At 42.2% G+C, this 22428-nt stretch carries 24 protein-coding genes; 5 read left to right on the top strand and 19 right to left on the bottom strand.

The window, feature by feature from the left end; all coding sequences use genetic code 11:
• Positions 1-539: 539 nt before the first annotated feature.
• From betI to AC2IOM_RS21140, 5 genes are all read left to right on the top strand, one after another.
• Entirely contained in the window at positions 540-1130 is a 591-nt protein-coding gene (betI, locus tag AC2IOM_RS21160) for a transcriptional regulator BetI (protein ID WP_010559396.1), read from the top strand.
• A gap of 2 nt (positions 1131-1132) precedes the next feature.
• The gene (betB, locus tag AC2IOM_RS21155; protein WP_486360080.1) at positions 1133-2596 is read left to right on the top strand and encodes a betaine-aldehyde dehydrogenase; all 1464 of its coding nucleotides are present in this window, start codon (positions 1133-1135) and stop codon (positions 2594-2596) included.
• Positions 2597-2607: 11 nt separating this feature from the next.
• Complete coding sequence (gene betA, locus AC2IOM_RS21150; protein WP_486360079.1) at positions 2608-4257, top strand: choline dehydrogenase; 1650 nt, start codon at positions 2608-2610, stop codon at positions 4255-4257.
• 134 nt (positions 4258-4391) lie between these two features.
• A complete protein-coding gene (locus tag AC2IOM_RS21145; RefSeq protein ID WP_486360078.1) occupies positions 4392-5609 on the top strand; it encodes a BCCT family transporter in 1218 nt (405 codons plus the stop codon).
• 4 nt (positions 5610-5613) lie between these two features.
• Positions 5614-6312 carry a TorF family putative porin gene (locus tag AC2IOM_RS21140; RefSeq protein WP_486360077.1) on the top strand — a complete coding sequence of 233 codons (699 nt, stop codon included), beginning with the start codon at positions 5614-5616 and terminating at the stop codon, positions 6310-6312.
• 67 nt (positions 6313-6379) lie between these two features.
• On the opposite strand, the gene AC2IOM_RS21135 is transcribed toward AC2IOM_RS21140, so the two are convergent.
• The 19 genes from AC2IOM_RS21135 to AC2IOM_RS21045 form a co-directional block, all read right to left on the bottom strand.
• Positions 6380-6907: a hypothetical protein gene (locus AC2IOM_RS21135; RefSeq protein WP_486360076.1), complete on the bottom strand. Its 528-nt coding sequence runs from the start codon at positions 6905-6907 to the stop codon at positions 6380-6382.
• Positions 6908-6981: 74 nt separating this feature from the next.
• Entirely contained in the window at positions 6982-7242 is a 261-nt protein-coding gene (locus AC2IOM_RS21130) for a DUF3081 family protein (protein ID WP_010559402.1), read from the bottom strand.
• Between the two features lie 67 nt (positions 7243-7309).
• Positions 7310-7525 carry a VF530 family protein gene (locus AC2IOM_RS21125; RefSeq protein ID WP_010559403.1) on the bottom strand — a complete coding sequence of 72 codons (216 nt, stop codon included), beginning with the start codon at positions 7523-7525 and terminating at the stop codon, positions 7310-7312.
• A gap of 62 nt (positions 7526-7587) precedes the next feature.
• On the bottom strand, positions 7588-8016 hold the full coding sequence (locus AC2IOM_RS21120; RefSeq protein WP_100914973.1) for an excinuclease ABC subunit A: 429 nt from the start codon (positions 8014-8016) through the stop codon (positions 7588-7590).
• 9 nt (positions 8017-8025) lie between these two features.
• A complete protein-coding gene (locus AC2IOM_RS21115; protein ID WP_100914972.1) occupies positions 8026-8829 on the bottom strand; it encodes a MipA/OmpV family protein in 804 nt (267 codons plus the stop codon).
• Between the two features lie 3 nt (positions 8830-8832).
• Positions 8833-10056 carry a beta-ketoacyl-ACP synthase gene (locus AC2IOM_RS21110; protein WP_395388650.1) on the bottom strand — a complete coding sequence of 408 codons (1224 nt, stop codon included), beginning with the start codon at positions 10054-10056 and terminating at the stop codon, positions 8833-8835.
• Positions 10056-10781 (bottom strand): 3-oxoacyl-ACP reductase FabG, encoded by a 726-nt coding sequence (gene fabG / locus AC2IOM_RS21105; RefSeq protein ID WP_486360075.1) that lies wholly within the window; start codon positions 10779-10781, stop codon positions 10056-10058. The genes AC2IOM_RS21110 and fabG overlap by 1 nt, the downstream gene beginning before the upstream one ends.
• A complete protein-coding gene (locus AC2IOM_RS21100) occupies positions 10778-11233 on the bottom strand; it encodes a hotdog family protein (protein WP_394228518.1) in 456 nt (151 codons plus the stop codon). The genes fabG and AC2IOM_RS21100 overlap by 4 nt, the downstream gene beginning before the upstream one ends.
• 150 nt (positions 11234-11383) lie before the next feature.
• Positions 11384-12559, bottom strand: coding sequence for a beta-ketoacyl-ACP synthase (locus tag AC2IOM_RS21095; RefSeq protein ID WP_486360074.1), 1176 nt, complete (start codon positions 12557-12559; stop codon positions 11384-11386).
• A gap of 1 nt (position 12560) precedes the next feature.
• Positions 12561-13100, bottom strand: a complete 540-nt coding sequence (locus AC2IOM_RS21090) for a DUF3261 domain-containing protein (RefSeq protein ID WP_486360073.1) — start codon at positions 13098-13100, stop codon at positions 12561-12563.
• A complete protein-coding gene (locus AC2IOM_RS21085; RefSeq protein WP_486360072.1) occupies positions 13082-14329 on the bottom strand; it encodes an NAD(P)/FAD-dependent oxidoreductase in 1248 nt (415 codons plus the stop codon). Before AC2IOM_RS21085 ends, AC2IOM_RS21090 begins: the two co-directional genes overlap by 19 nt.
• Positions 14326-16569, bottom strand: a complete 2244-nt coding sequence (locus tag AC2IOM_RS21080; protein WP_486360071.1) for an MMPL family transporter — start codon at positions 16567-16569, stop codon at positions 14326-14328. The genes AC2IOM_RS21085 and AC2IOM_RS21080 overlap by 4 nt, the downstream gene beginning before the upstream one ends.
• Position 16570: 1 nt before the next feature.
• Complete coding sequence (locus AC2IOM_RS21075) at positions 16571-17110, bottom strand: outer membrane lipoprotein carrier protein LolA (RefSeq protein WP_486360070.1); 540 nt, start codon at positions 17108-17110, stop codon at positions 16571-16573.
• Positions 17103-17534 (bottom strand): acyl-CoA thioesterase, encoded by a 432-nt coding sequence (locus tag AC2IOM_RS21070; protein ID WP_010559414.1) that lies wholly within the window; start codon positions 17532-17534, stop codon positions 17103-17105. Before AC2IOM_RS21070 ends, AC2IOM_RS21075 begins: the two co-directional genes overlap by 8 nt.
• Complete coding sequence (locus AC2IOM_RS21065; protein WP_486360069.1) at positions 17527-19080, bottom strand: HAL/PAL/TAL family ammonia-lyase; 1554 nt, start codon at positions 19078-19080, stop codon at positions 17527-17529. The genes AC2IOM_RS21070 and AC2IOM_RS21065 overlap by 8 nt, the downstream gene beginning before the upstream one ends.
• 13 nt (positions 19081-19093) lie before the next feature.
• Positions 19094-20008, bottom strand: coding sequence for a lysophospholipid acyltransferase family protein (locus tag AC2IOM_RS21060; RefSeq protein ID WP_486360683.1), 915 nt, complete (start codon positions 20006-20008; stop codon positions 19094-19096).
• Between the two features lie 13 nt (positions 20009-20021).
• Entirely contained in the window at positions 20022-20756 is a 735-nt protein-coding gene (locus AC2IOM_RS21055) for a glycosyltransferase family 2 protein (RefSeq protein WP_486360068.1), read from the bottom strand.
• A 4-nt stretch (positions 20757-20760) separates the two neighbouring features.
• Complete coding sequence (locus AC2IOM_RS21050) at positions 20761-21117, bottom strand: ApeI family dehydratase (protein ID WP_394228509.1); 357 nt, start codon at positions 21115-21117, stop codon at positions 20761-20763.
• Entirely contained in the window at positions 21110-22423 is a 1314-nt protein-coding gene (locus AC2IOM_RS21045; RefSeq protein WP_486360067.1) for an AMP-binding protein, read from the bottom strand. Before AC2IOM_RS21045 ends, AC2IOM_RS21050 begins: the two co-directional genes overlap by 8 nt.
• Positions 22424-22428: the final 5 nt, after the last annotated feature.

Genomic DNA, 22428 nt, shown 5'->3' with positions numbered 1-22428 from the left:
CATCTCAAAAAAACTTCCCACTACTCTTTTTTATTATGCCAATTCTGTTAACTATGAGAACAAGAACAGTCCTGGATAAATGAACCGATAACAATGCGTAAATTTTTCGTATGTACTTATTCTACATTGATAAATTCTAACGCAGTGAGCATGATGTTTAGTCCGCTAGAATGAGCAGCTACTTAAGTGAATCGGTATTGTTGCCTTAATACCCTATTCATCCACATAAACTTCATTAACCAAACAGCCTCTTTTTGAGAGCCATTTCTTAAATTAACGCCAGCTAAAAATTGCCCCGCATTTATCGGAACAGCAATTTACTTACAGTAGAAATAGTTTTAATTATAATAATATGACAACAAAACAAATTATTTTTAAATAATTTCAGTGACGGAATTAAACAAATAAATTCAGCAACTTAAAACTTAATATCATTGCAAAAGCGTACATAAACACAAACGTAAACGCGCCCTTAGATTTGAAATATTAGTTAGAGTTCATTAGAATTTATTTTTATTGAACGATCAATTAATAAAAATATGCCTAAAGTTGGATACGAACCCATACGTCGTCAACAGCTGATTGACGCCACATTAAACTCAGTTGCAGAGCTCGGATTAAAAGCGACAACGATTAATACCATTAGCAAACGTGCTGGATTGTCCTCGGGCATTATCAGTCACTACTTTGGTAGTAAGAATGGGTTAATTGAAGCGACCGTGCGTTACTTACTAACCAGTTTAAAATCCAGCTTAATCTCAAAAATCGACGAAAACATAAGTCAGCAACAACGTCTTATGTTAATCGTCGAAGCAAATTTCTCAGTTGTACAAAAGCAGGCTCATGTCACCAAAACGTGGCTGAGTTTTTGGGCAGAATCAATGCATGACGAACAATTACACCGCTTGCAAGCGGTTAACGCAAAACGTCTGTACAGCAATTTACTGTATTCGTTCAAAACGTTATTGCCTTATGAACAAGCATTACAAGCTGCAACCCTTAGCGCAGCGATGATCGACGGCCTTTGGTTACGTGCCGTATTAACCAAAGCAAACGAAGCCGAATTTAGCAATGCCGAATTGCTTGCTAAAAACTACGTTAACTCTCTAATTCCCGTGTGTCAGGATTAATTATGTCTCTTCCTAAATTGCTCAACTTTGTTCATGGCGAACTGCTTGAAAACAAATCAGGTCAGTCGTTTGATGTTATCAATCCCGCTACAAACGAGGTTATTTACCAAACTGAAATCGCAGACGACTTTATAAAAGAGCAAGCCATTGAAAGTGCCAAGCAAGGTTTTGCCACTTGGTCAGCAATGAGCGCTGTAGAACGTAGTCGAATTTTATTAAAAGTGGTTGCCCTATTGCGTGAGCACAACGACGATTTGGCAAAAATTGAAGTACTGGATACAGGTAAGCCAATTCAAGAAGCCGACTGTGTGGATATTGAAACAGGTGCCGATGTTATTGAATATTTTGCAGGCCTTGCACCAACACAACTTGGTTCGCAGCAAACGGTTGGTAATGACTTCTTTTATACGCGAAAAGAACCTTTAGGCATTTGCGCTGGTATTGGTGCGTGGAACTATCCACTTCAAATTGCCTGTTGGAAGTCGGGCCCGGCACTTGCGGCAGGTAACGTTTTAATTTTCAAACCATCTGAAGAAACACCTCGCGGTGCGATTGAACTTGCCAAAATATTTAATGAAGCTGGTATGCCAGCAGGTGTATTCAACGTGGTACACGGCGCAGGCGATGTTGGTCAATGGTTAACTACACACTCAGATATTGAAAAAGTCTCGTTCACCGGCGAAGTGGGCACGGGACAAAAAGTGATGCAAAGTGCGGCCAGTAACTTAAAAGAAGTGACCATGGAACTTGGCGGTAAATCGCCGCTAATCGTGTTCGATGATGCCGAAATCACCGAAGCGGTAAGCGCTGCAATGCTTGGTAACTTCTATACCCAAGGTGAAGTGTGTACCAACTGTACCCGTGTTTATGTTCAAACAAATGTTTACGATGAGTTTATCGAAGAGTTAAAAAAACGCACCGAGAATAACATTGTAATGGGCGATCCACTCGATCCAAATGTTAATTTAGGCGCGCTAATTTCGAAAAAACACTTAGCCTTAGTTTTAAACTATATCGAGCTTGGTAAACAGCAAGGTGCCACTGTTTTAACTGGGGGTTATCAGGCAACGCCAGAATCTGCACCTAACGGTAACTTCGTTGCGCCAACTATTTTTGTCGATTGCAGTGACGACATGACCATAGTCAAAGAAGAAATTTTTGGCCCAGTGATGTGTGTACTGCCGTTTGACGATGAAGACGACGTGATTAAACGCGCTAATAACACAGAACTTGGTTTAGCCGCGGGTGTCTTTAGTCAAAATATTAAACGTGCTCACCGCGTGATTCATCAATTAAATGCCGGTATTTGTTGGATAAACAGCTATGGCAATTCGCCTGCTGAAATGCCCGTTGGCGGATACAAGCGCTCGGGTATTGGCCGCGAAAACGGTGTTGAAACACTAAATAGCTACACCCAAACCAAATCAATTTATGTTGGCATGAGCCAAATTGAAAGCCCATTTTAGCGAGTAATTTTATGCAGTACGATTATATTATTGTCGGCGCAGGCTCAGCTGGGTGTGTGCTCGCCAACCGTTTATCTGAAAATCCTGAACATTCGGTACTTTTACTGGAAACCGGTGGTTCGGATAAAAGTATTTTTATTCAAATGCCAACGGCGTTATCAATTCCAATGAATGGCGATAAATACGCATGGCAATTTCATACTGAAAAAGAGCCTTACCTTAATAATCGCAGTATGCACTGCCCGCGCGGCAAAGTATTGGGCGGCTCTTCGTCAATTAATGGCATGGTGTATGTACGTGGTCATGCAAAAGACTTTGACGAATGGGCCGAACACGGCGCCGAAAACTGGGATTACCAAGCGTGTTTACCTTACTTCAAAAAAGCCGAAAGCTGGTATTTAGGTGAAGATAATTATCGCGGCGGCAATGGTGAACTTGGCGTTAATAACGGTAATGAGATGGCTAACCCTTTGTACCGCGCATTTATCGAAGCGGGTAAACAAGCAGGTTATGATCATACTCATGATTACAACGGTGAAAACCAAGAAGGTTTTGGCCCAATGCATATGACCGTTAAAAACGGCATTCGCTGCTCGGCAAGTCGCGCTTATTTAGATCCAATAAAGCACCGCAAGAATTTAACCATAGTAACCAATGCACTGGTAACTAAAGTACGTTTGGAAGGCAAAAAAGCAACGGGTGTGAACTACACCATTAAAGGGAAAGCGCATCGTGCCATTGCTAATAAAGAGGTTATTTTAAGCGCGGGGCCGATTGGCTCACCCCATATTTTGCAATTATCGGGCATTGGACCACGCGACGTGCTTGAACAAGCCGGCGTAAAAGTGCAGCACGAGTTACCGGGTGTCGGTCAAAACTTACAAGATCATCTAGAGTTTTATTTTCAGTACAAATGTAAAAAGCCAATTACGTTAAACGGTAAATTGGGGTTAATTTCAAAAGGATTAATTGGCGCACAATGGTTGTTTGCAAAATCAGGTCTTGGAGTTACTAACCACTTTGAATCCTGTGCGTTTATTCGCTCAAAAGCGGGCGTTGAATGGCCTGATATTCAATATCACTTTTTACCTGCGGCAATTCGTTACGATGGTAAATCGGCTTTTGATGGCCATGGTTTTCAGGTACATGTAGGCCACAACAAACCGAAAAGTCGTGGTGCAGTGACAATTCAATCCTCTGATCCGAGTATTGCACCAAAGATTCAGTTTAATTACTTGCAGCACCCCGACGATATTGAAGGGTTCCGCGCTTGCGTGCGTTTAACTCGCGAAATTATCGCACAGCCTGCGTTTGATGATTACCGCGACGGTGAAATTCAACCTGGCGAACAAATTCAAACTGATGAAGAAATTGATGCCTTTGTGCGTGATGCCGTTGAAAGTGCTTATCACCCAAGTTGCTCATGCAAAATGGGAGAAGACGATATGGCGGTAGTAAATTCAAATACACAAGTGCGTGGAATAAGTAATTTACGCGTGGTTGACTCTTCTATTTTCCCAACCATACCGAATGGCAATTTAAATGCGCCAACCATTATGGTTGCAGAAAAGGCGGCTGACATCATTTTGGCAAAGCCAGCGCTTAATTCAACTGCAGTGCCTGTTGGCATTAAGCCAGATTGGCAGCAGCAACAGCGCTAAAAATTGGTAGTAGCGATGAAAGCATCACAACTTTCATCGTTATTTTCAACAAATAGCAACTCGCTATTGATTAACTATGACAACAACAAATAGGAAAACTATGGACTATTTTTACTTATACTGGGAGGGTGACAATGACCTTATGGCTTAGTGCTGGCATTTTGTTCACCTTACTTTCAATCGCCTTTATTTTATATAAATGGGGCAATATGCAAGTAGTGGGGGTCACCCCTGTTAAAACCTTTACCTTTGTTGCAATTCTGTTTACATCTGGCCTCGACGTTGGCCTTATCATGTTTCCGCTAACCGAGTTTGCCGGTTATGCAGACATAAAAGCAAGCCCAGAATATGGTTTCACAAACCCACTCGCAATTGAGTTTGGTTTTTGGGGATTCTTAATTTGGGGTTTCTACTTTTTGACCTGTTTTTATTTCTGTGTAATTGAACCTAAAGTGAAATTTTTCGAAATTCCACTGGTAAAATTGGTTAACAACGTGGTGATTATCGGCACATGTGCGTTTACCGCCTTTTTGTTACTGAGTAACTTACCATGGTACCTACCTGCGGTAGGTGATGGCGAATCAATTGTGCCAACGTTTTACTTAATTGTATTTGCTGCAATTTGTTTTGCTGCTTATTCAAGTACCAGTATTCGTTATGTACGCTTTTTAAGTATTACAACAACCTGGGTATTTATCGCGTTAATTGTTGCTATGTGGGTAGGCGCCTTTTTATTTGGCGACAGCGAAATGAGTGCCTATACAAATAACTTAGCACTGATTGGCGACTACTTTGCGAATATTCACCATTTTGTATTGCCGCTTAACGACTACCATGAATTCTATTTATTCTGGTGGTTTGCGTGGAGCATTATGATAGGTCAATTCACCTCTCGTTTTGTTGGTGGACTTAAAACCTACCAAGTACTCGCAGCGATGTTAATTTTCCCATCAATTCCAATTGCTGCTTGGTTTGCCGTGCTGTATCACTACCATGATGCCGGTATTGCAACCGATGGTCTGGTGAACTTTGCCATGGTATTTGTTGGTATTGTGTTTGTGATCAATTCACTAGATTCACTGATCCGCTTATACACAGATAATCTTAACCTTACCGTTGCCCGTTTAGGTAAGCGCAATTATCTGTTACTAAATATTGTTGCACTTTCACTTTTAACACTATTATTTAAACTGAACTTTCTACAAATCCAATGGGTTGGTGCCATTGTTATTGCAATTTTCTTTGCTGGTTTTGGTTTTATTTTGGTTAATAAATTCAAAACAGTTAAGACGATTCATAGTTCACCAAAAGAAAACGCAATTGATTTTAATAAAATAGAGACAATAAGCTGATCATATGAAAAATTTAATTAAATTATCACTAATCCCGGTTGCAGTAATGACAAACGTGGCGCATGCCGATTGGAGTACAACGGTAACTGGGGCATCTGACTACACTTTCAACGGTGTTAGCCAAACCATGAACGACCCAGCGCTACAGGTTAGTCTCGACAAATCATTTGAAAATGGCTTTTACGCGGGTAGTTGGGCATCAAATGTAGATTTTGGTGACGACACTAACATTGAGTGGGACTTTTATGCTGGTCACTATATCAGCCTTAACGATGCGTTAAGCCTTGATTATGGTATCGCGTATTACACCTACCACGGTGCAAGCTATTCAGATGATGGTAACTACCCAGAAGCTTATGCAAAATTTGGCTATTCATCAGCCTTGGGTAATACCGAGTTTAACTTCTGGTACAGCTGGGATTACTTTGGCACAGGTGCAGGCCACACTATTGCGATGCTAGCGCATTCTTATGAAATCGCGCCAAATCATACACTACGTGCAAGTTTTGATGTATCAAACTCACTTGATGGCGATAAGTGGTTATGGGATGGCAATAATTCGTCATACCATCACTATCGATTAGCCTATCAAACCAGCTTTAAAGGTTTTAACCTAGAGCTTGCGGCAGAAAACACGAACCTTGATTGGGACACCGCAGATGAGCGCTTAGTGTTCTCTATTTCAAGAACATTCTCGCTGTAACCTGCAATATTTAAACGCATAAAAGTAAAAAGGCGCACATTGCGCCTTTTCTTTTACCTAAATTAAATTAACCTAGCTCTGCCAAACGGGTAATTAGCTCATTGAGCGCAGCAACGCTAAAACCGCTGTCATAAAAATAAACAACGTTACCCTTTTCATCTAGCAACAAAACCCTTGCGTTGTTTGGTTTTTCATTGCCGGTAAAAGCCTGAATACGCTCACCGTCCTCATAAATTGTAATTACCCCACCCCATAACTCTTTTGGAATGCCGCGCCGCATACCCTCGTCTATTTGCGTGCTAAACATACGCGGAAACATGCCTGCAATAGTAGGTAATTCAAAAGCAACCACGTCCACTTCTTTCATATCAAGTCCAATTAACCAGCGATCAATATCAAATTGCGAATCTTGTTTATAGCCAATTAAATATATACTTGGCTTGCCAGCAACATGCGCTGGTAAACTAACGGTTTGCTTTTCTAAACTCGTGCCTGTGACATTTGGAAACCGTTTACCTTCAATATCTTGGTTTGGATAATGCGTTGTGCATCCGGTAACTAACAGCAAAAGAATTACAATAACTATCTGTCTCATAAGCTCCTCGCGCGTATCGCGTTTTTTAATTTAAATTTTTAGATTTAAGTTAGTTAAGTAGCTAAGGGAACGCGCTATTCTACTTCTTTAACCAAAGATTCGAGTTTGCTCATAAACACGTCTTTTAATTTACTGTGTTCATAATCAAGATGATAGGTGTTGTGAAAGCCAAAACGTAGCAATACACCATTTCCTTTCAGGTAAATGGTGTAGCCGTCAATATCTGAAAACGCGGTGATCCCTTGATAGAGTTTACCGTCTTCAAAGTCTTCGCCTTTTTGGTAGATAAGGTCGAATACTTTCAATAATAGTTTGGCGTCTAGCTCGTTTTTCATAATTAAGCACTCCCTGATTTCTCAAATTGTTACTTAATTATAGTGAGTTACTGGACGTTTAGATCAGTTAGCGGAACGTATCAAGGTAAAGTGCTTCAACTTTATCACGTGCCCATTGGGTACGACGTAAAAATTTTAGCGATGATTTGATTGAAGGATCGTTTGAAAAACAGTTAATCTTAATCTCGCGGTAAAGACCATCCCAACCATACTCTTCGACCAATTGTGTCACAATTTTCTCTAACGTTAAGCCATGTAATGGGTTATTTGGTTGGTTTTGCATTTTTGCTGCCTTAAATATTAAAAAAGCCCTAAACGGGCTTTTTTTAAAGAATGGTTGAACTCTTATAGTTTAACCAAATCACCTTTTAATGTCACACCGGCCATTACAAAACCTGCACCACATTCAAATTCAGTTTCACTTACAAATTCGCGTTTTTTGTAGTACGAACTAATGTTCATTACGGCATTCATGCCTTCTCTACGCGCGCGCTCTTGTAATGATTTCAATGCGCTAAGCATTACCCATTGGCACGCTTCTTTATCACTTTTGTTGAACGCATTGGTTTTTTTATTGGTTTGCACTTCACCGTAAGTTGACTTTACTTCGCCCGCTTTTTGCTTACCAAAAAATAGTTTAATGTTTGGGTCAAGCGCTTGCTCAGCTTTTGCTGTGCTTAATAGCTCTTCAACCGAGTAACGACCAATATCATCACGCGCCGTTGCAGTACTTGCAGCAAGTGCAAGCGAAACACCAAGAATTAATTTTTTCATTACTTCTCCCTAATTTTTTAATGAATAGAACTTCCATGCAAAGCCAAAACCAAGTGCAACGTTGTGATTATCACGCAACAGGGGACTTTGCTGATTTGCACTGTGTGAATAATTATAATAACGAAGAAAACCGCCGGCCCAAAGCCAATCGTTATCGTAAGTTAATCCTAAACTAAATACCGATGCAAGATAACCCGCATCAGCATCAAAAGACAAACGGTCAATTGTTTGAAATTGTTCAGCAACGTGATAAAAGTAGCTGTTGTAAGCATGGCTGCCAAAACGGGTACTAAAACGTCCAGTAAGGTTTACCTGATGCTGACCATCTTGATAAATCTGCTGCCCCGCTTCTAGCATAACGCCATACACACTGCCGATATCATCGATATCTCCGCCATCAAATGCGTAAGCTTTTCGAATAAAAGGTGAAATATATAAATAGTCGTCTGAGGTAGGATTACCAAAACTAAAATATTGATAGCTTGGGCCTATTTCGCCGACCCAGGCAAGGTCGTCCATGCCTTCGCGGGCACGATTATCTTTACTTGATACGGCAATCGCACCACCTGCACTGACACTAATATAATGATTAGGTGCAACTTCATAAAATGATTCGAATTCGTTGCGCTCTACTTTATAGTGTTCTTTCTCAATGTGAATGTACGGCAGCGGAACCACATAACTTTCGTTTTGTTCCGCGCCTAAATAATGCGGGAGCGATGAATAAAACGCGCCAATACCAAACGTGACTTCATCGGCAACACTGTGTGTTGAGATAAACAGTAAGCTAAGTGCAATCCATCGCATCAACATGATTTACGACCAGCGTTTGAAGATTAACGAGGTATTGATCCCACCAAACGCAAAGTTGTTACTCATCACATAATCGGTGTTGATTTCACGCCCCTCTACACTTAAGTAATCGAGTGGCGCACATTCTGGGTCTACATTATCTAAGTTCGTCGTGCCACCAAACCAATTGTCTTGCATCATATGAATGCTCGCCCACGCTTCAATAGCGCCGCACGCACCTAAGGTGTGTCCTAAATAACTCTTTAACGAACTAATCGGCACCTTACCTAACGCATTGAAAGTTGCATGAGATTCAGCAATGTCACCACGATCAGTTGATGTGCCATGAGCATTTACGTAACCAATTTGAGATTTTTCTATACCCGCCTCGGCAATTGCTTGCTCAATCGCCACTTGCATGGTTTCGCTGGTTGGTTGGGTTACATGTTGCCCGTCTGAGTTACAGCCAAAGCCAACAATTTCGGCAATAATATGTGCGCCTCGCGCTTGTGCGTGTTCTAACTCTTCTAAAATAAAGGTACATGCACCTTCACCAATCACCAGGCCGTCACGGTCTTTATCAAACGGGCGTGGGGTTTGTTTTGGCGTGTCATTTTTGCAGCTGGTTGCGTACAAGGTATCAAATACTGCAGCTTCGGTTACACACAGCTCTTCTGCGCCACCTGCCACCATTAGCTTTTGTCGACCAAATTTAATCGCCTCAAAAGCATAGCCCAAACCTTGTGAACCTGATGTACATGCCGAGCTTGTAGTAATAACACGGCCTTTTAAACCAAAAAATACGCCCACGTTAACTGGCGCGGTATGGGCCATCATTTGAATATAACTCGTTGCTGTAACACCCGTCATTTCGCCACTGTCCATCATGCGGCCAAATGGAATAAGCGGCGCAGTAGAGCCAATTGATGAACCGTACGCAATACCTGTATCGCCATTTGTTAACGATGGGTGCTCTAAAAGGCCAGCTTGTTCGAGAGCTAATTCTGTTGCACGGGTTGCCATAAGTGATACCCGTCCCATTGAACGGATCTTTTTACGTGAATAATGCTTAGGCTTTTCAAAATGCTTGACTGGCGCGCCCAAATTGGTATTTAAGCCATTAATAAATGTCCAATCTGGCATTGTCTCTACTGCGTTTTCACCTGTTTTTAAGGCACTTTTAAACGTTTGCCAATCATCGCCTAGCGCAGTAATCGCAGACATTCCTGTTACAACAACGCGTTTCACTAAACTAACCCACCATTTACCGAAATAACCTGACGCGTAATATAGGCAGCGTCATCTGACATTAAAAATGCCACTGTACCCGCCACTTCTTTTGGCTCTGCCATACGGCGCATAGGTACCATTTTTAAAATTTCATCGACTGGTAAATCATCAACCATATCGGTTGCAACTAAACCCGGTGCGACGCAATTTACTGTAATTTTACGTTTTGCTACTTCCAGCGCCAATGCCTTAGTTGCACCAATTAAACCCGCTTTTGCTGCGCTGTAGTTAACCTGACCACGGTTACCAGCAATGCCCGATACCGATGCCATAGTGATAATGCGGCCGCCTTTACGAGTTTGGATCATCGGCATCACCAAAGGTTGCACTACGTTGTAAAAACCATCTAATCCTGTAGTTAATACTTCATCCCACTCTTCACCTGTCATTGCAGGAAAGGCAGTATCGCGTGTTACACCGGCATTGCAGACAACGCCATAATACGCTCCATGGGCTTCGACATCCGCAAGCAATGCTTGCTGCGTTTTTTGACGGTCACATACGTCAAATTGAACAAGGCTAACGTGACGGCCAAGTGCTTCTATTTGTTCTTTTACTTGCATTGCCGCGTCAACGCCACTGCGGCAATGAAGCGCAATATCGAATCCGTCTTCGGCCAATCTTAATGCGATGGCCTTGCCAATTCCGCGACTTGAGCCAGTTACTAATACACGTTTTGTCATTGTTGTTCCTTTAAAAACTGCACAGGATCATCTGGTTGAAAGACATTGATTTTAGCTTCAGCAAGAACCGTATCTGCATGCAGAATTTGGCATTCAAATACACTTAACCCTGTTTCTTCTTGAAACAGTTTTTTAACCGAAACAGCTAACGTCTGCCCTAGCGTAAACTTAGGAGTAAATGTCTTATATTTACGCGAACCAATTAAAAATCCAATTTTAACCGCAGCATTGTCATCGAGTGCTAAAGCACCTGCGTATGCTGCGATAGATTGTGCCATATATTCAGTACCAATGTAACTTGCAACTGATTGAGTTTGTTCGTTAAAAAACGCTGATTGTGCAGAGATATCGACCTCGCAAACTGCAGAGTCTTGATCATAGCTCACCAAGCGAGTGAGTAAGATCATTGGGTCGGCGTGAGGTAGCACCGCTTCAATCGAATAATGTGTCATGAATTAACCTAAGTTTCGGATTAAGGATGCAAAATAAACAACGCCCAAATAGAGCGTGAGCACTTAATCGAGTTTACTTGCGCTGGCACTTAGTAATTAGCACTGATGCCTAGCGTTATATTTTTAATTCGGTGTTTTTCCGTTGATGCGCTAATTACCAAAAACAAGTGACACATTATTGCCACCAAACGCAAACGAGTTGGATAAACAAAAGCGTATTTTACCAGAAGAATTCGATGCTGCGAGTCTAATTGGCGAAAGTTTTTCATCAAGTTCCGCTACAGGGTAATTGGCAGGAATAATCTCGTCTTTATTGAAATCACTTAGTAGCAACCAACAGATCCCCGCTTCCAATGCCCCTGCCGCACCAAGTGTATGACCGGTAAGACCTTTGGTTGAACTCACTAAACAATCAAAACCAAGAGAATGAATGGCATTCGCTTCCATTTCATCGTTTTTCGGTGTGCCGGTACCATGGGCATTTATGTAACCAATCTCTTTGGCATCGATGCCAGCGTCTTGCAAAGCTTTCGTCATGCTTGCAATCGCACCACGGCCAGACGGTTCAGGCGCTGAAACATGATACGCATCAGAGCTCTCACCCGCGCCACATAAACGCACAGTAGCAGGCTGTTTACTCATCACAAAAAGTGCCGCTGCCTCGCCAATATTAATACCATCACGCTCGCTGTGAAACGGTTTACAGTATTCAGCCGCGGTCGATTCAAGCGCTTTAAAACCATTTAAGGTCATTTTACATAAACTATCTACGCCGCCACAAAGCACCACATCTGCGATACCCGATTCAATTAAACCGCGCGCACTGACTAATGCCTTACCGCTTGAGCTACAGGCTGTTGAAATAGTGTAACAAGGTCCACTCGCACCCGTAATATGCGCTAAATATTCACTCGGTGCGTGTAATTCTTGCTGACGATAATTAAAATGCGCTGGGTAATCACCCGCATCTGTAAATTGCTGATAGGCGGTTTCACCTTCACTAATAGCACTAGTGCTGGTGCCTAAAACAATAGCAATACGCTGTTTTTCAAATTGCTCTGTAAGCGCTGTAAACGTTTGCTCAATTTGTTTGAACGCGGTTAACAGCAATTGATTATTGCGCGTATTAAACTGTGGTTCGCAAATTTCTGGTAACGTTGCGCTTACAGCACCGACAAAAAATTCAGTCCCGTCATTGCCCGGTTTATCAAATTTGGTCAGTAATTGCGGCTGTGATAGTTCACTGTTTGACAGTGCTGCCATCACACTTTGCTTACTGTCGCCTAGGCTACAAACAAGCCCTAAGTCATTTAAACCGATTGCCATATTAGTTTATCTCTTCGATAGTGATTGTGTAGTGACGACGCATGTGGGTAATTGTCGTAGTGGTGTCTGTGTAGCGAATGCGCATTACCTCGCCATTTAGGTCGCTAATAATGCGTTCGTCTTGCTGCTGCGTAATGGATGCACCAAGTAGCCCTTGCTTTACATTTGTAAGCGGCCATGTTGCCAATTGCATATCGGCTAGCATATGGCTTGGGTACAAATTAATGCCGGGTAAATGGTTTTCAACGTGATAATTACCGTCTTTGAACAGCGATAATGAAAATAAACTTATTCCTTGCGCTGTTAGCGCAACTAAATTGAGTTGCTGCTCGGAACGTTCGCTTTGTAACAACAAGGTATTTTGCTCATCACCCCGTGTTACTGTGACCAATTGCAATGCAGACATTTTTGGCCAACTCTCAGGTACTGCTTGTAATTTATAGTGAATTTCGTGATCAAGCGACACCGTATCAATACGGTGTGCACTTGAACAACCTACCAATAAACACAGTATTAGTAAGGTTACTGATACTCTTTGCATAACTTCGCTAATACATCTAAACGACGTTCGCTATGCGCAACGTATGGATTACTTGTATCCCACGCGTAACCAGCAAGAATTGAGCATACCATTTGTCTGATTTGCGGATCTTGCTCTTTATGGAAGATAACGTCTTGGAAACGACCGTCATACCACGCGGTAACAAAGGTTTTAAAGCAATCAACACCTTGCTTAAGCGGCTCTGCATATTGTGTAGCAAGATCTACTTCTTTGCCATCGAGCAAATCATTTACTACAGGTGCAATTAAACACGCAGAGCGAAGTGCAATGGTTACACCACTAGAAAATACAGGATCTAGAAACTCACCAGCATTGCCTAGCAGCGCAAAACGCTCGCCATGTAAACGTGTTACGTCCGCTGAATAGCCTTTAATTTGGCGTGCAGGTGCAATCGCTTTGGCATTTTTTAGCAATTGAGATAAGTTTGGTACTTGATTGATATAATCAAACAAAATCTCTTGGTGTTCGCGCTCAGCTGCCACAACTTTTTCAGGCTCAATTACTACACCAATACTTGCCGTACCATCTGAAAATGGAATTAACCAATACCACACATCTGGATGCTCTGGGTGAACAGTAATCAGAATTTTATTGCGATCAAAGTTAGCATCATCAATATTGTCTTCAACATGCGTGAAATAAGAACTGCGTACAGGGAATTTTGACGGTTTTTCTAAATCGAGTAAACGCGGTAACACTCGGCCAAAGCCGCTCGCATCTAATACAAATTTTGCCTCAACCGTATAGGTTTCACCGCTTTCGTCAATCACAATTAAACGCATAAAATCAGCGTGTTCAGTCACTTCAATTACGGTATGACGATAACGAATTGTCACCCCTTGCTGCGCTGCACCATCGGCAAGTAATTTATCAAAGTCTGCACGTTTTACTTGAAACGTAGTACCTGGTCCTTCGGTAAATTTATCGGTAAAGTCGAAAAAGGTATGTTCGCCTGATTTTTCAAATGCGGCACCATTTTTAAACTGAAAGCCAAGTGCTTCCGCTTGTGAATTTAAACTCTCAACTAAGCCAGCTTCAGCTAAATAGGTCATACACTGAGGTAATAAGCTCTCGCCAATTGAAAAGCGTGGGAATGTTTCACGCTCAAGCACGACAACCTTTTTTCCTTGTTTATTTAATAAACTACTTGCAACTGCGCCTGAAGGACCTGCACCAATTACAACTACATCAACTTTTTCTACCTTCATTTCCTTTCCTTGACAATACAGGGAGCCAATAGGTAAAGGCTCACTAACCCGATAACTAAGGTTAAACCAAAACTAAAAACAGCCGGTGTTTTACTCAATATTAATATGCCAAACACCAAACATGATGAACATAATGATAAACTTATTGCCTGCAAGTTACTTTGGCACAAGCCTTTACTACGATAAAAAATTAGATAATCAATTGCCAGCGCTAAAATTAAAATTGTTGCGAGGTAATTAAATAAATTCACCGCACCTTGTATCCAACTCGAGAGTAACAATGCACACAGCGTCACTAAACCAATGATTAGTCCCGACAATAACGCCGTAACCAAGTCAAAACGTAGTGCCATAACGAGCATTGCAACCACCGCACTTAATGCCATAAGTCCCATTACTGTAGAGCGATAATGACCTAATGCATCTGAAATTTCTTGACGTTTATCAAGTAAATGTAAGAAATCTCCATGTTCGTTTAATAATTCATTCAGGGTATCACTCGTTAATGTATCAACATTAAACCAAAGCACCGCATTGTGCGCATCTTCAAACACTAAATGAAGCGGTAACAGCTGCTTAAGTGGCGACTGTTTAAATTCGCTCACCGTTAATGGCGAATATTGCTCAACCCCCACATTAATACCAAGCGAATTACTCACCTCAGTATAGTGACCTGCCACTACTTTATTTTGTAGTAAGGTGTAGGTAGTTTGCTGCGCATTTAGTGACGGCAAGTAATTTGCCAAACTGTTTACTTCAACCTGATTGGCGTTTTTTTCCAACCATTTAACTACCGTCTCTTGTTTTTCAAGCGCCGACTGCATGGAGTCAGCAGTCAGTAAAAAGTGGTGCTTATTACTTTGGCCAAGTAAAGCGAGGTTAAACATTTCATTATGTTTAAGTGTCTCACTTGTATTACTCAAAACAGCCACGTCATCTTGATGCACAATCGGTTTCACTAAAAAGCCAAGGGAGAACAATACAACTAATACTGCCAATAACTTAGCTTTTTCACGGTTTAATAGCATTAACACATTCGCCCAAGCAATACGCGGCTTTTTAAGTTTAAGATCAAGTGCATACTGACAAAAAAGAGAAAACACAAGCGCACCAAGCAGACCAAAAATCATAAACACTGCGACTTGTTGTAATAAGGCCATTGGTGAAAAGCTATAAAGTGCATAACCTGCGGCAGTTGTTACAAAGCCAAGAACCAAGCTCGTTGTAATAGTGTTTTTTTCCGCACACAGCACATGGAATAAGTAATCTATGGCGACGCCAATTAAGGTCACTGAAAACACTAAACCAATCAATTCAATGTTATCGAATACTAATACCAGTGCGGCCATGCCCCAAATACAGGCGTTTAAAATTGTCACTAGCATCAGCCCAATAACAATTAAATTTCTAAAAAATACGAGTACAAGCAACACCACTGCAACCAAGCTAATGATGCCAAATGTCGAAATTTCGTATTCTGCTTGCTGCGCATTTTCACTGCCATGAAAGGCAAAGCCTGAGAAATAAATCTGGCTGTTATATTCAGCCTCAAACTGGCTAATTAAACCGGTAATTTGTTGCGTTAATGCGATATTTTGCGAAAAGTCTGCGCCGTTTTCAGTTAGCATAAAACGCGCAAGATAAAAGGTTTTGTGCGCGTCATCAACGGCAAAAACCTGTTGTTGCGACCGTGACAACTGAACTTTAAACAAGCCGTCTTGCTGCCCCATACTGCCCATATGCGACACGCCATTTAGAAAACTTGCCAATGCTAATGTTGGGTCGCTCGATAGCGAGCTTGCACTTAAAGTACTGTCAGGCTTGGTTAATTCTGCCAAAGTGTAATTGAGTAATTCACTGGGCTCTGACAGTTGGCTAGGATAACTGCTCGACATTAAACTGCCTGGATAACGGGAGTAAAACGCCACCACTTCGTCGAGCTTAATATCAGGTGGCGGTATGTAAGTCAGCGCAGCGTTTTGCTCTAGCCTTTGCTTAAACGCCAGTAACGCGTGTTTGTTGCCACTACTAAACACCAGCTGCCCTGATGAGCGCTGCTGTATAATTGCCTTCGCTTGCGTAATCGCAGGAGACGTAAGTACATCAGATTGTGGCACCACCGCTAAAATATCACTGCTAAATTGTGTGTCGCCGCTGGTAAATTGCTTTGCGATAATTGCACAAAACAACGCAGCAATCACAATAAAGGCAAGCGCGATGGAAATTCTGTGAGAATTCAACTTAATTAGCCGCGGCATAGGTTAAATTGATCTCAGTGGTATGCCCCGCTTGCTCGCTGAGCACAATTCGCGAGATGGTGCCTGTTCCACACAGTTTTACCTCACTAAACACTTGGTCAAGCGGCTCATTTGCCGACAAGTTTATGCAATTATCTACCACCGATTGAACCTGTAAATAGTCAGACAACTTAACCGGATCTTGCAGCAATAAGGCTTGTAGCAGCGGAATATAAAGATCAGCATTCGTCATTTGGCTTTCATTTCCACGATGATCTTTGCTGTAAATGCCTTGTTCATCCATGCGGATTATTGAAGCAATCGGTGTTTTTTGCTGCCACACAAAGCCGCTTTGATCGGCACTAAAGCTACCAGCGGAAACAATACTGTTTTTTAACACTTTAATTTTTTTGTGTTGCTCAAATTGTCCGCTAACCTTGCTCTGATTAACAAGCTTTAGCTCACTAAACGCATCAACAAGCGTGGTATTTGCGTTTGCAAAAAATGCCGCAAACGCAATACAAACTAACAATGCGCTACGCATCTAACACCTTTGATAGTTTTTCAATCAGTGCTGGCGGGCTCACATACTGCATTTCACCATCACTAATGCCCACCGCAACCTGAACCGAATAACCTTTTGTCAGCTTTTCGCCAGTTTCTTTACAGCTGATCACATAATCAATTTTGATGCGGTTTTCGTACTCTTTTAAATACGCCGTTACCACAATCACTTGGCGAAAACGCGCAGGTTTGATGTATTTACAACGCATATCGATGATCGGCCACATAAAGCCAGAGGCTGCCATTTCATCATAATCGTAATCAAACAAGCGCAACAGTTCACAACGTGCTACCTCAAAGTAACGGGCATAGTTACCGTGCCACACCACTTGCATTGGGTCGCAATCGTGGAACGGTACATCAATTTCAACCTGCGTAGTTAATAGCGCATCTCGACTATTCATATAACTTCCATTTCTGCTGTTGAATTGCATCGACTGTGTCACGCAAAGTACGCTCAAGCGGGCGGTCTTCATCAAGATTCGGGAAATAACCAGTAATATCTTGATACATTTCGGTTAATCCATTGGCAAGACTGTCGGCATCAACTTCGCCGCGCTCTTTACGAATACGTAATGCTTGAATTGACGCTAACAACGTACTTGCTAATACTTGCTCTGTTAATTGAATAACGCGCAGTGCGTCACGCGCTGCAATGGTGCCCATGCTCACTTTATCTTGGTTATGGCATTCAGTAGAACGAGAGAATACACTCGCCGGCATTGTTAGTTTTAGCGCTTCAGCAGTATATGCAGATGCGCCAATTTGCACAGCTTTAAAGCCATGGTTAATGTACTGACGCTCTGGATCGCCATTTGATAAGTTACTTGGCAAGCCATTGTTAAACTTACTATCAACTAATGACGCAATTTGACGGTCGGCTAAATCAGCTAAGTTAGCAACCGCCGTTTTCAGCGTATCCATTGCCATTGCAATATGGCCACCGTAAAAATGACCACCGTGCAACACGTGTTCACCAATACCATCAATAATTGGGTTATCGTTTGCCGAGTTTAGCTCGTTTTCAATTAACTGACGCAACCAAGGTAACGTATCTGCTAGCACGCCAATAATGTGCGGCGCACAGCGAATAGAATAACGGTCTTGTAGACGGTCGGCATTGCGCGGGTGAGTGTGATAATTTAGGTCGTCACGGATCCAAGCAGCCACTTGTTGCTGCCCTGCATGCGGTTTTACCGAGAATAAAATATCATCGAAATGGTGCGAATTTCCCATTAACCCTAAGCTCGCTAGTGACGTAAGGCGAGTCGCAAGTTTGACAAGGTATTCGGCGCGGTCGTAAGCAAGACATGCAAGAGCTGTCATCACCGCCGTACCGTTCATAATCGCCAAGCCTTCTTTAGGTCTTAACGTAAGCGGCATTAGGTTGAGGGCTTTCATCACATCGCCACTATTTGCCACTTCACCATTAAAATACACATCGCGTTCGCCAACTAAGGCGCCAGCAACGTATGAAAGTGGGGTTAAATCACCACTTGCGCCCACCGATCCTTCTTGTGGAATAACAGGCACAACATCGTGGTTTAGGTATTCTTTTAACAGCGTCAGCATATCCCAGCTAACACCCGAGTAACCTTGTGCTAAAGAGTTTAATCGGGTCGCGAGTATTGCGCGGCCCTGCTCTTTCGAAAATACATCGCCTAAACCACAACCGTGAAAACGCGTTAAATGCAATGGTAATTCATTTACTAGCGATAGTGGTACGGCACGCGTTACGGAATCACCGTATCCAGTTGTTACACCGTAAATTACGCCGTCTTCTGCGAGTAATTTATCTAAAAAGGCAACGCCTGCGTCAATGCGTTGAGTAAATCCGGTATCATTCGACAGCTTAGCCTGTGTGTGTCCTTTTGCTATCGCGACAATATCTTCAATTGAAAGCGGTCCTTGGCCGAATGTCAGTGGCCCTGTTTGCTGTTGATTAATCACTTCTTACTCCGAACTAATCTCGGCTGACTTTACTGTCGTCAGTCCAAAAATCATAAAAATTAAACCATTGGTAAGGATACTGACTCGCAAAAAAACTCAGACGATCTGAAAAATGCTGAATTGTTGTTTGTAGATCCTGCTGTCGTGTTTTACGGCTAAATTTTAACTTATCCGCAACTTTTTCAAAAATAACTAAATAGCGGTTATGCGCTTTTAAACAAAATAAATAATACACCGGGCATTCGAGTAAACTCGCAAGAATAAATGGCCCTTGTGAAAACGGTGCTGGTTTACCCATGAAATTACAATAGTTTACCCTGCCAGCGACGCTTGAGCTAGTGCGGTCACCAACAATCACTATTACTTCGCCATCATCAATTTTTTGTTTCAGTAAAATCGCCAAGGTTGGGCTCATGTCCGTAACTTGGATGAGATTTACTTTGGCATCGGAATTGATTTGTTGCAGCACCTTATTAAATTCAACTGCATGATGGGTAAACACTAAAACGTTTATGGTTACTGCGTAACGGCCTTGACTGAGCGCCCGACATACTTCCAAATTACCTAAATGAGAGCCAATAAAAATGGCACCTTGCTTACTTTTTTGTAATTCAGCAAATTCTTCATGATTTTGATATTGAATGGCGTCGAGTGAGATTTTGCCAAGCCACGCGTCAATTTTATCAAACGCTGAATCAGCAAATTTGCAAAAATGTTTTAACCCTTGCCAAAAACCAGCATTGACTGGCTGATTGTTATGCTGAGCCACTTGGTTTAAAAACGCGATGCTCGCCGCTCGTTGCGTTTTACCTGTGCAGTAAAAATAAAACACCACGGGAAACAACATTAACCACAATACACGACGCCCTACCAAGCGATAAAAACCCAGTAAAATACGCATGCCAAGCAAGGTACCACGCTCTTGCATTGTCGACCAATGTTTAGCCACGCAGTTTTCTCCAAAGCAGTAATGGAATGCGTGGTAACATGCCGAAAAACAAGCGTGTGTGCATCCAGCTGATTAGCACGTTATCTTCAAATGCACGAAAGTGTGAGCTACCGCCTTCTGGGTAGATAACTTTCGTTGGCATAAACCGACTTTGCGTACCACGCCAGAATAGGCGCACCATGATTTCAATATCAAAATCCATACGCTTACCAAGCTGCTTATCACGCAGCAGTGCAGCCGTTTCTTTCACTGGATAACAGCGAAAGCCACACATTGAATCTTTTATACTCAACGATAAGGTTTCAATCCACACCCAAAAATGAGTAATGTAACGACTGTATAAACGCACTTTCGGCACAGATTCATCGTAAATAGGCTGGCCGCTTATGACGCTGTCGGGATACTTTTTGCCAAGGTAGATTAAGGTTTGAATATCGGTTAGGTCGTGTTGACCATCTGCATCAACTTGTATTGCGTGGCTATAACCCAATTTATCGGCTGTTAGTAAACCCGTTTGTACCGCGCCACCTTTGCCCTGATTTTCACTGTGCTCAATCAACGTTAATAACGGAAACTGAGACTCACATTGACGCATGACAGCGCTCGCATCCGCTGTTGAGCCGTCGTTAACCATAATAATCGGTAAATCGAGGGCACTTAGCTCCGTTAGAACCGATTCAATCACAGCAACATGATTATAATTTGGAATAACAATACAAGCGTGCATAACGTTAGCTGTGCACCACTACACGGCCTGATGAATGCTGGCCATGTTCTGAGTGAAAACTAAAGGTAAATTTGTTGTCGTTTTTCTTGGTGAGAGTCAGCTCAACCTCTGAGTTTGCAACAATCACCACTTGAAACTTCAATACTTCAACAGAATCAACCAGCGCAGAACTTAATGAAAAGTATTGCTGTGCGTATTTTACTGCCCAATCTAACTGCACAACACCGGCTAAAATCGGTGCTTGTGGAAAGTGACCGTTAAAATAATCTAAACTACCGTCAACCCAAAGAGTGAGTTTTACCGTACCGTCTTGCTCTTCAACGGCGCGAACTTCTGGTAATGATTCTTGTAACTTAGTCAAATAACTTCTCCAATTCTGCAAATACGTACTTACCTTGGCTGTTAACTGGCAACTCATCCACATAACGAAATTTACGTGGCATGCACACCGCCTCAAACTGCCCAGCAAGTACTTGCTTTAAGCGCTTATTGACCGCTAGTTTACCGTTTTTATTCAATTCGCCAAGCCCAGCAGCCGACAATTGTGCAACTAATCCAAGTTGCTGGCGAAATCCGTGCGTTAACAAAACCACTTTACACTGGGTAATCGCACTATCGTCGCTTAATACACGCTCAAGTGCATCTAAATTAACGCGTTTTTCTTCAAGTTTAATGGTGCGGTCTAAACGACCGGACAAACTAAAGCGCCCATCTTCTAAAATCTCACCACAATCTTGAGTGACAAACATTGCATCATCAAAATAAGGCGATTTAACTGCAAGCTGCTGCTGATGCTTTAATACCGTTATACCGTCAAAGCACTGCCATGGTTCAGTTTTAAACTCAGAGACTTGGCGATACGCAATGCCGCCCGTTTCAGTGCTGCCATATATTTGCGTCGCCGCAACGCCCAATTGTTGAAACAAGGTCACTGCACTGTTGTCGCTAAGCGGTCCGCCTGATGAAAATACTCCCGCAATATTGTGTTTAACTGAAACACATACATTGTCGCGTATAAGGCGGTCAATAAATGCGGGACTGGTAATAATAACCGAAGGCTGTGTCGCGACTAAGGCGCGTAATTGTTCAGGAAATTCAACAAATGTGAGGTTTACTGTGTAATTAGCACGTAACGGCCAAAATAACTTAAATAGCAGTCCATAAATGTGCTGATGAGATACCGTCGCAACGATTTGGCAATCAGAATCAAATTCAAAGGTATTGCACAAATTTGTAAGCTCAGCATTAATATGCTGCCAAGACTTTACCACAGGCTTACCGTAACCTGTTGAGCCCGATGTATAAAATGTAAGTTTTCCAGATTCTGGTAGCGTTAACGCATCGGCAGGCTGCTGTAACGATTTAGCAAAAGTAAGGGAATCAAGTGAAAGGTGTTTGTCGCCACTAAATTCATCGACCAACACATAGTCGGCATCTTCACTGGCGATCTGGATATTTTCTGGCTGCCCGTTAGCTGGAAATATAACATCAAAACCTGCGTGTGCGGCCGCGAGCAAACGTACCAAAAACACATCACTTGCAGCATGGTATAACACCAAAGACTGCGCACCGGTTTGTTGTTTAAACAAGCGTAATTGATTGGCAAGTGCCGTTACCGCATTAGCACAGATATCTCTATCTAAAATCGAAGGGCTGGTTGTATGCATACTAA

This window comes from Pseudoalteromonas sp. NS-SX12 (genome assembly GCF_057367955.1).
The sequence above is the reverse complement of the archived record's forward strand: the minus strand, read 5'-3'. Positions and strand labels throughout refer to the sequence as shown.

Bases quoted from the DNA above. Each gene is read 5' to 3' on its own strand.
- AC2IOM_RS21145 (WP_486360078.1), top strand. From the start codon at position 4,392: ATGACCTTATGGCTTAGTGCTGGCATTTTGTTCACCTTACTTTCAATC.
- AC2IOM_RS21095 (WP_486360074.1), bottom strand. From the start codon at position 12,559: ATGGCAATCGGTTTAAATGACTTAGGGCTTGTTTGTAGCCTAGGCGAC.
- AC2IOM_RS21120 (WP_100914973.1), bottom strand. From the start codon at position 8,016: ATGAAAAAATTAATTCTTGGTGTTTCGCTTGCACTTGCTGCAAGTACT.
- AC2IOM_RS21130 (WP_010559402.1), bottom strand. From the start codon at position 7,242: ATGAAAAACGAGCTAGACGCCAAACTATTATTGAAAGTATTCGACCTT.
- AC2IOM_RS21085 (WP_486360072.1), bottom strand. From the start codon at position 14,329: ATGAAGGTAGAAAAAGTTGATGTAGTTGTAATTGGTGCAGGTCCTTCA.
- betA (WP_486360079.1), top strand. From the start codon at position 2,608: ATGCAGTACGATTATATTATTGTCGGCGCAGGCTCAGCTGGGTGTGTG.
- AC2IOM_RS21125 (WP_010559403.1), bottom strand. From the start codon at position 7,525: ATGCAAAACCAACCAAATAACCCATTACATGGCTTAACGTTAGAGAAA.
- AC2IOM_RS21045 (WP_486360067.1), bottom strand. From the start codon at position 22,423: ATGCATACAACCAGCCCTTCGATTTTAGATAGAGATATCTGTGCTAAT.
- AC2IOM_RS21070 (WP_010559414.1), bottom strand. From the start codon at position 17,534: ATGAATAGTCGAGATGCGCTATTAACTACGCAGGTTGAAATTGATGTA.
- AC2IOM_RS21140 (WP_486360077.1), top strand. From the start codon at position 5,614: ATGAAAAATTTAATTAAATTATCACTAATCCCGGTTGCAGTAATGACA.
- betB (WP_486360080.1), top strand. From the start codon at position 1,133: ATGTCTCTTCCTAAATTGCTCAACTTTGTTCATGGCGAACTGCTTGAA.
- AC2IOM_RS21115 (WP_100914972.1), bottom strand. From the start codon at position 8,829: ATGTTGATGCGATGGATTGCACTTAGCTTACTGTTTATCTCAACACAC.
- AC2IOM_RS21060 (WP_486360683.1), bottom strand. From the start codon at position 20,008: ATGCAAGAGCGTGGTACCTTGCTTGGCATGCGTATTTTACTGGGTTTT.
- AC2IOM_RS21135 (WP_486360076.1), bottom strand. From the start codon at position 6,907: ATGAGACAGATAGTTATTGTAATTCTTTTGCTGTTAGTTACCGGATGC.
- betI (WP_010559396.1), top strand. From the start codon at position 540: ATGCCTAAAGTTGGATACGAACCCATACGTCGTCAACAGCTGATTGAC.
- AC2IOM_RS21100 (WP_394228518.1), bottom strand. From the start codon at position 11,233: ATGACACATTATTCGATTGAAGCGGTGCTACCTCACGCCGACCCAATG.
- AC2IOM_RS21090 (WP_486360073.1), bottom strand. From the start codon at position 13,100: ATGCAAAGAGTATCAGTAACCTTACTAATACTGTGTTTATTGGTAGGT.
- fabG (WP_486360075.1), bottom strand. From the start codon at position 10,781: ATGACAAAACGTGTATTAGTAACTGGCTCAAGTCGCGGAATTGGCAAG.
- AC2IOM_RS21075 (WP_486360070.1), bottom strand. From the start codon at position 17,110: ATGCGTAGCGCATTGTTAGTTTGTATTGCGTTTGCGGCATTTTTTGCA.
- AC2IOM_RS21055 (WP_486360068.1), bottom strand. From the start codon at position 20,756: ATGCACGCTTGTATTGTTATTCCAAATTATAATCATGTTGCTGTGATT.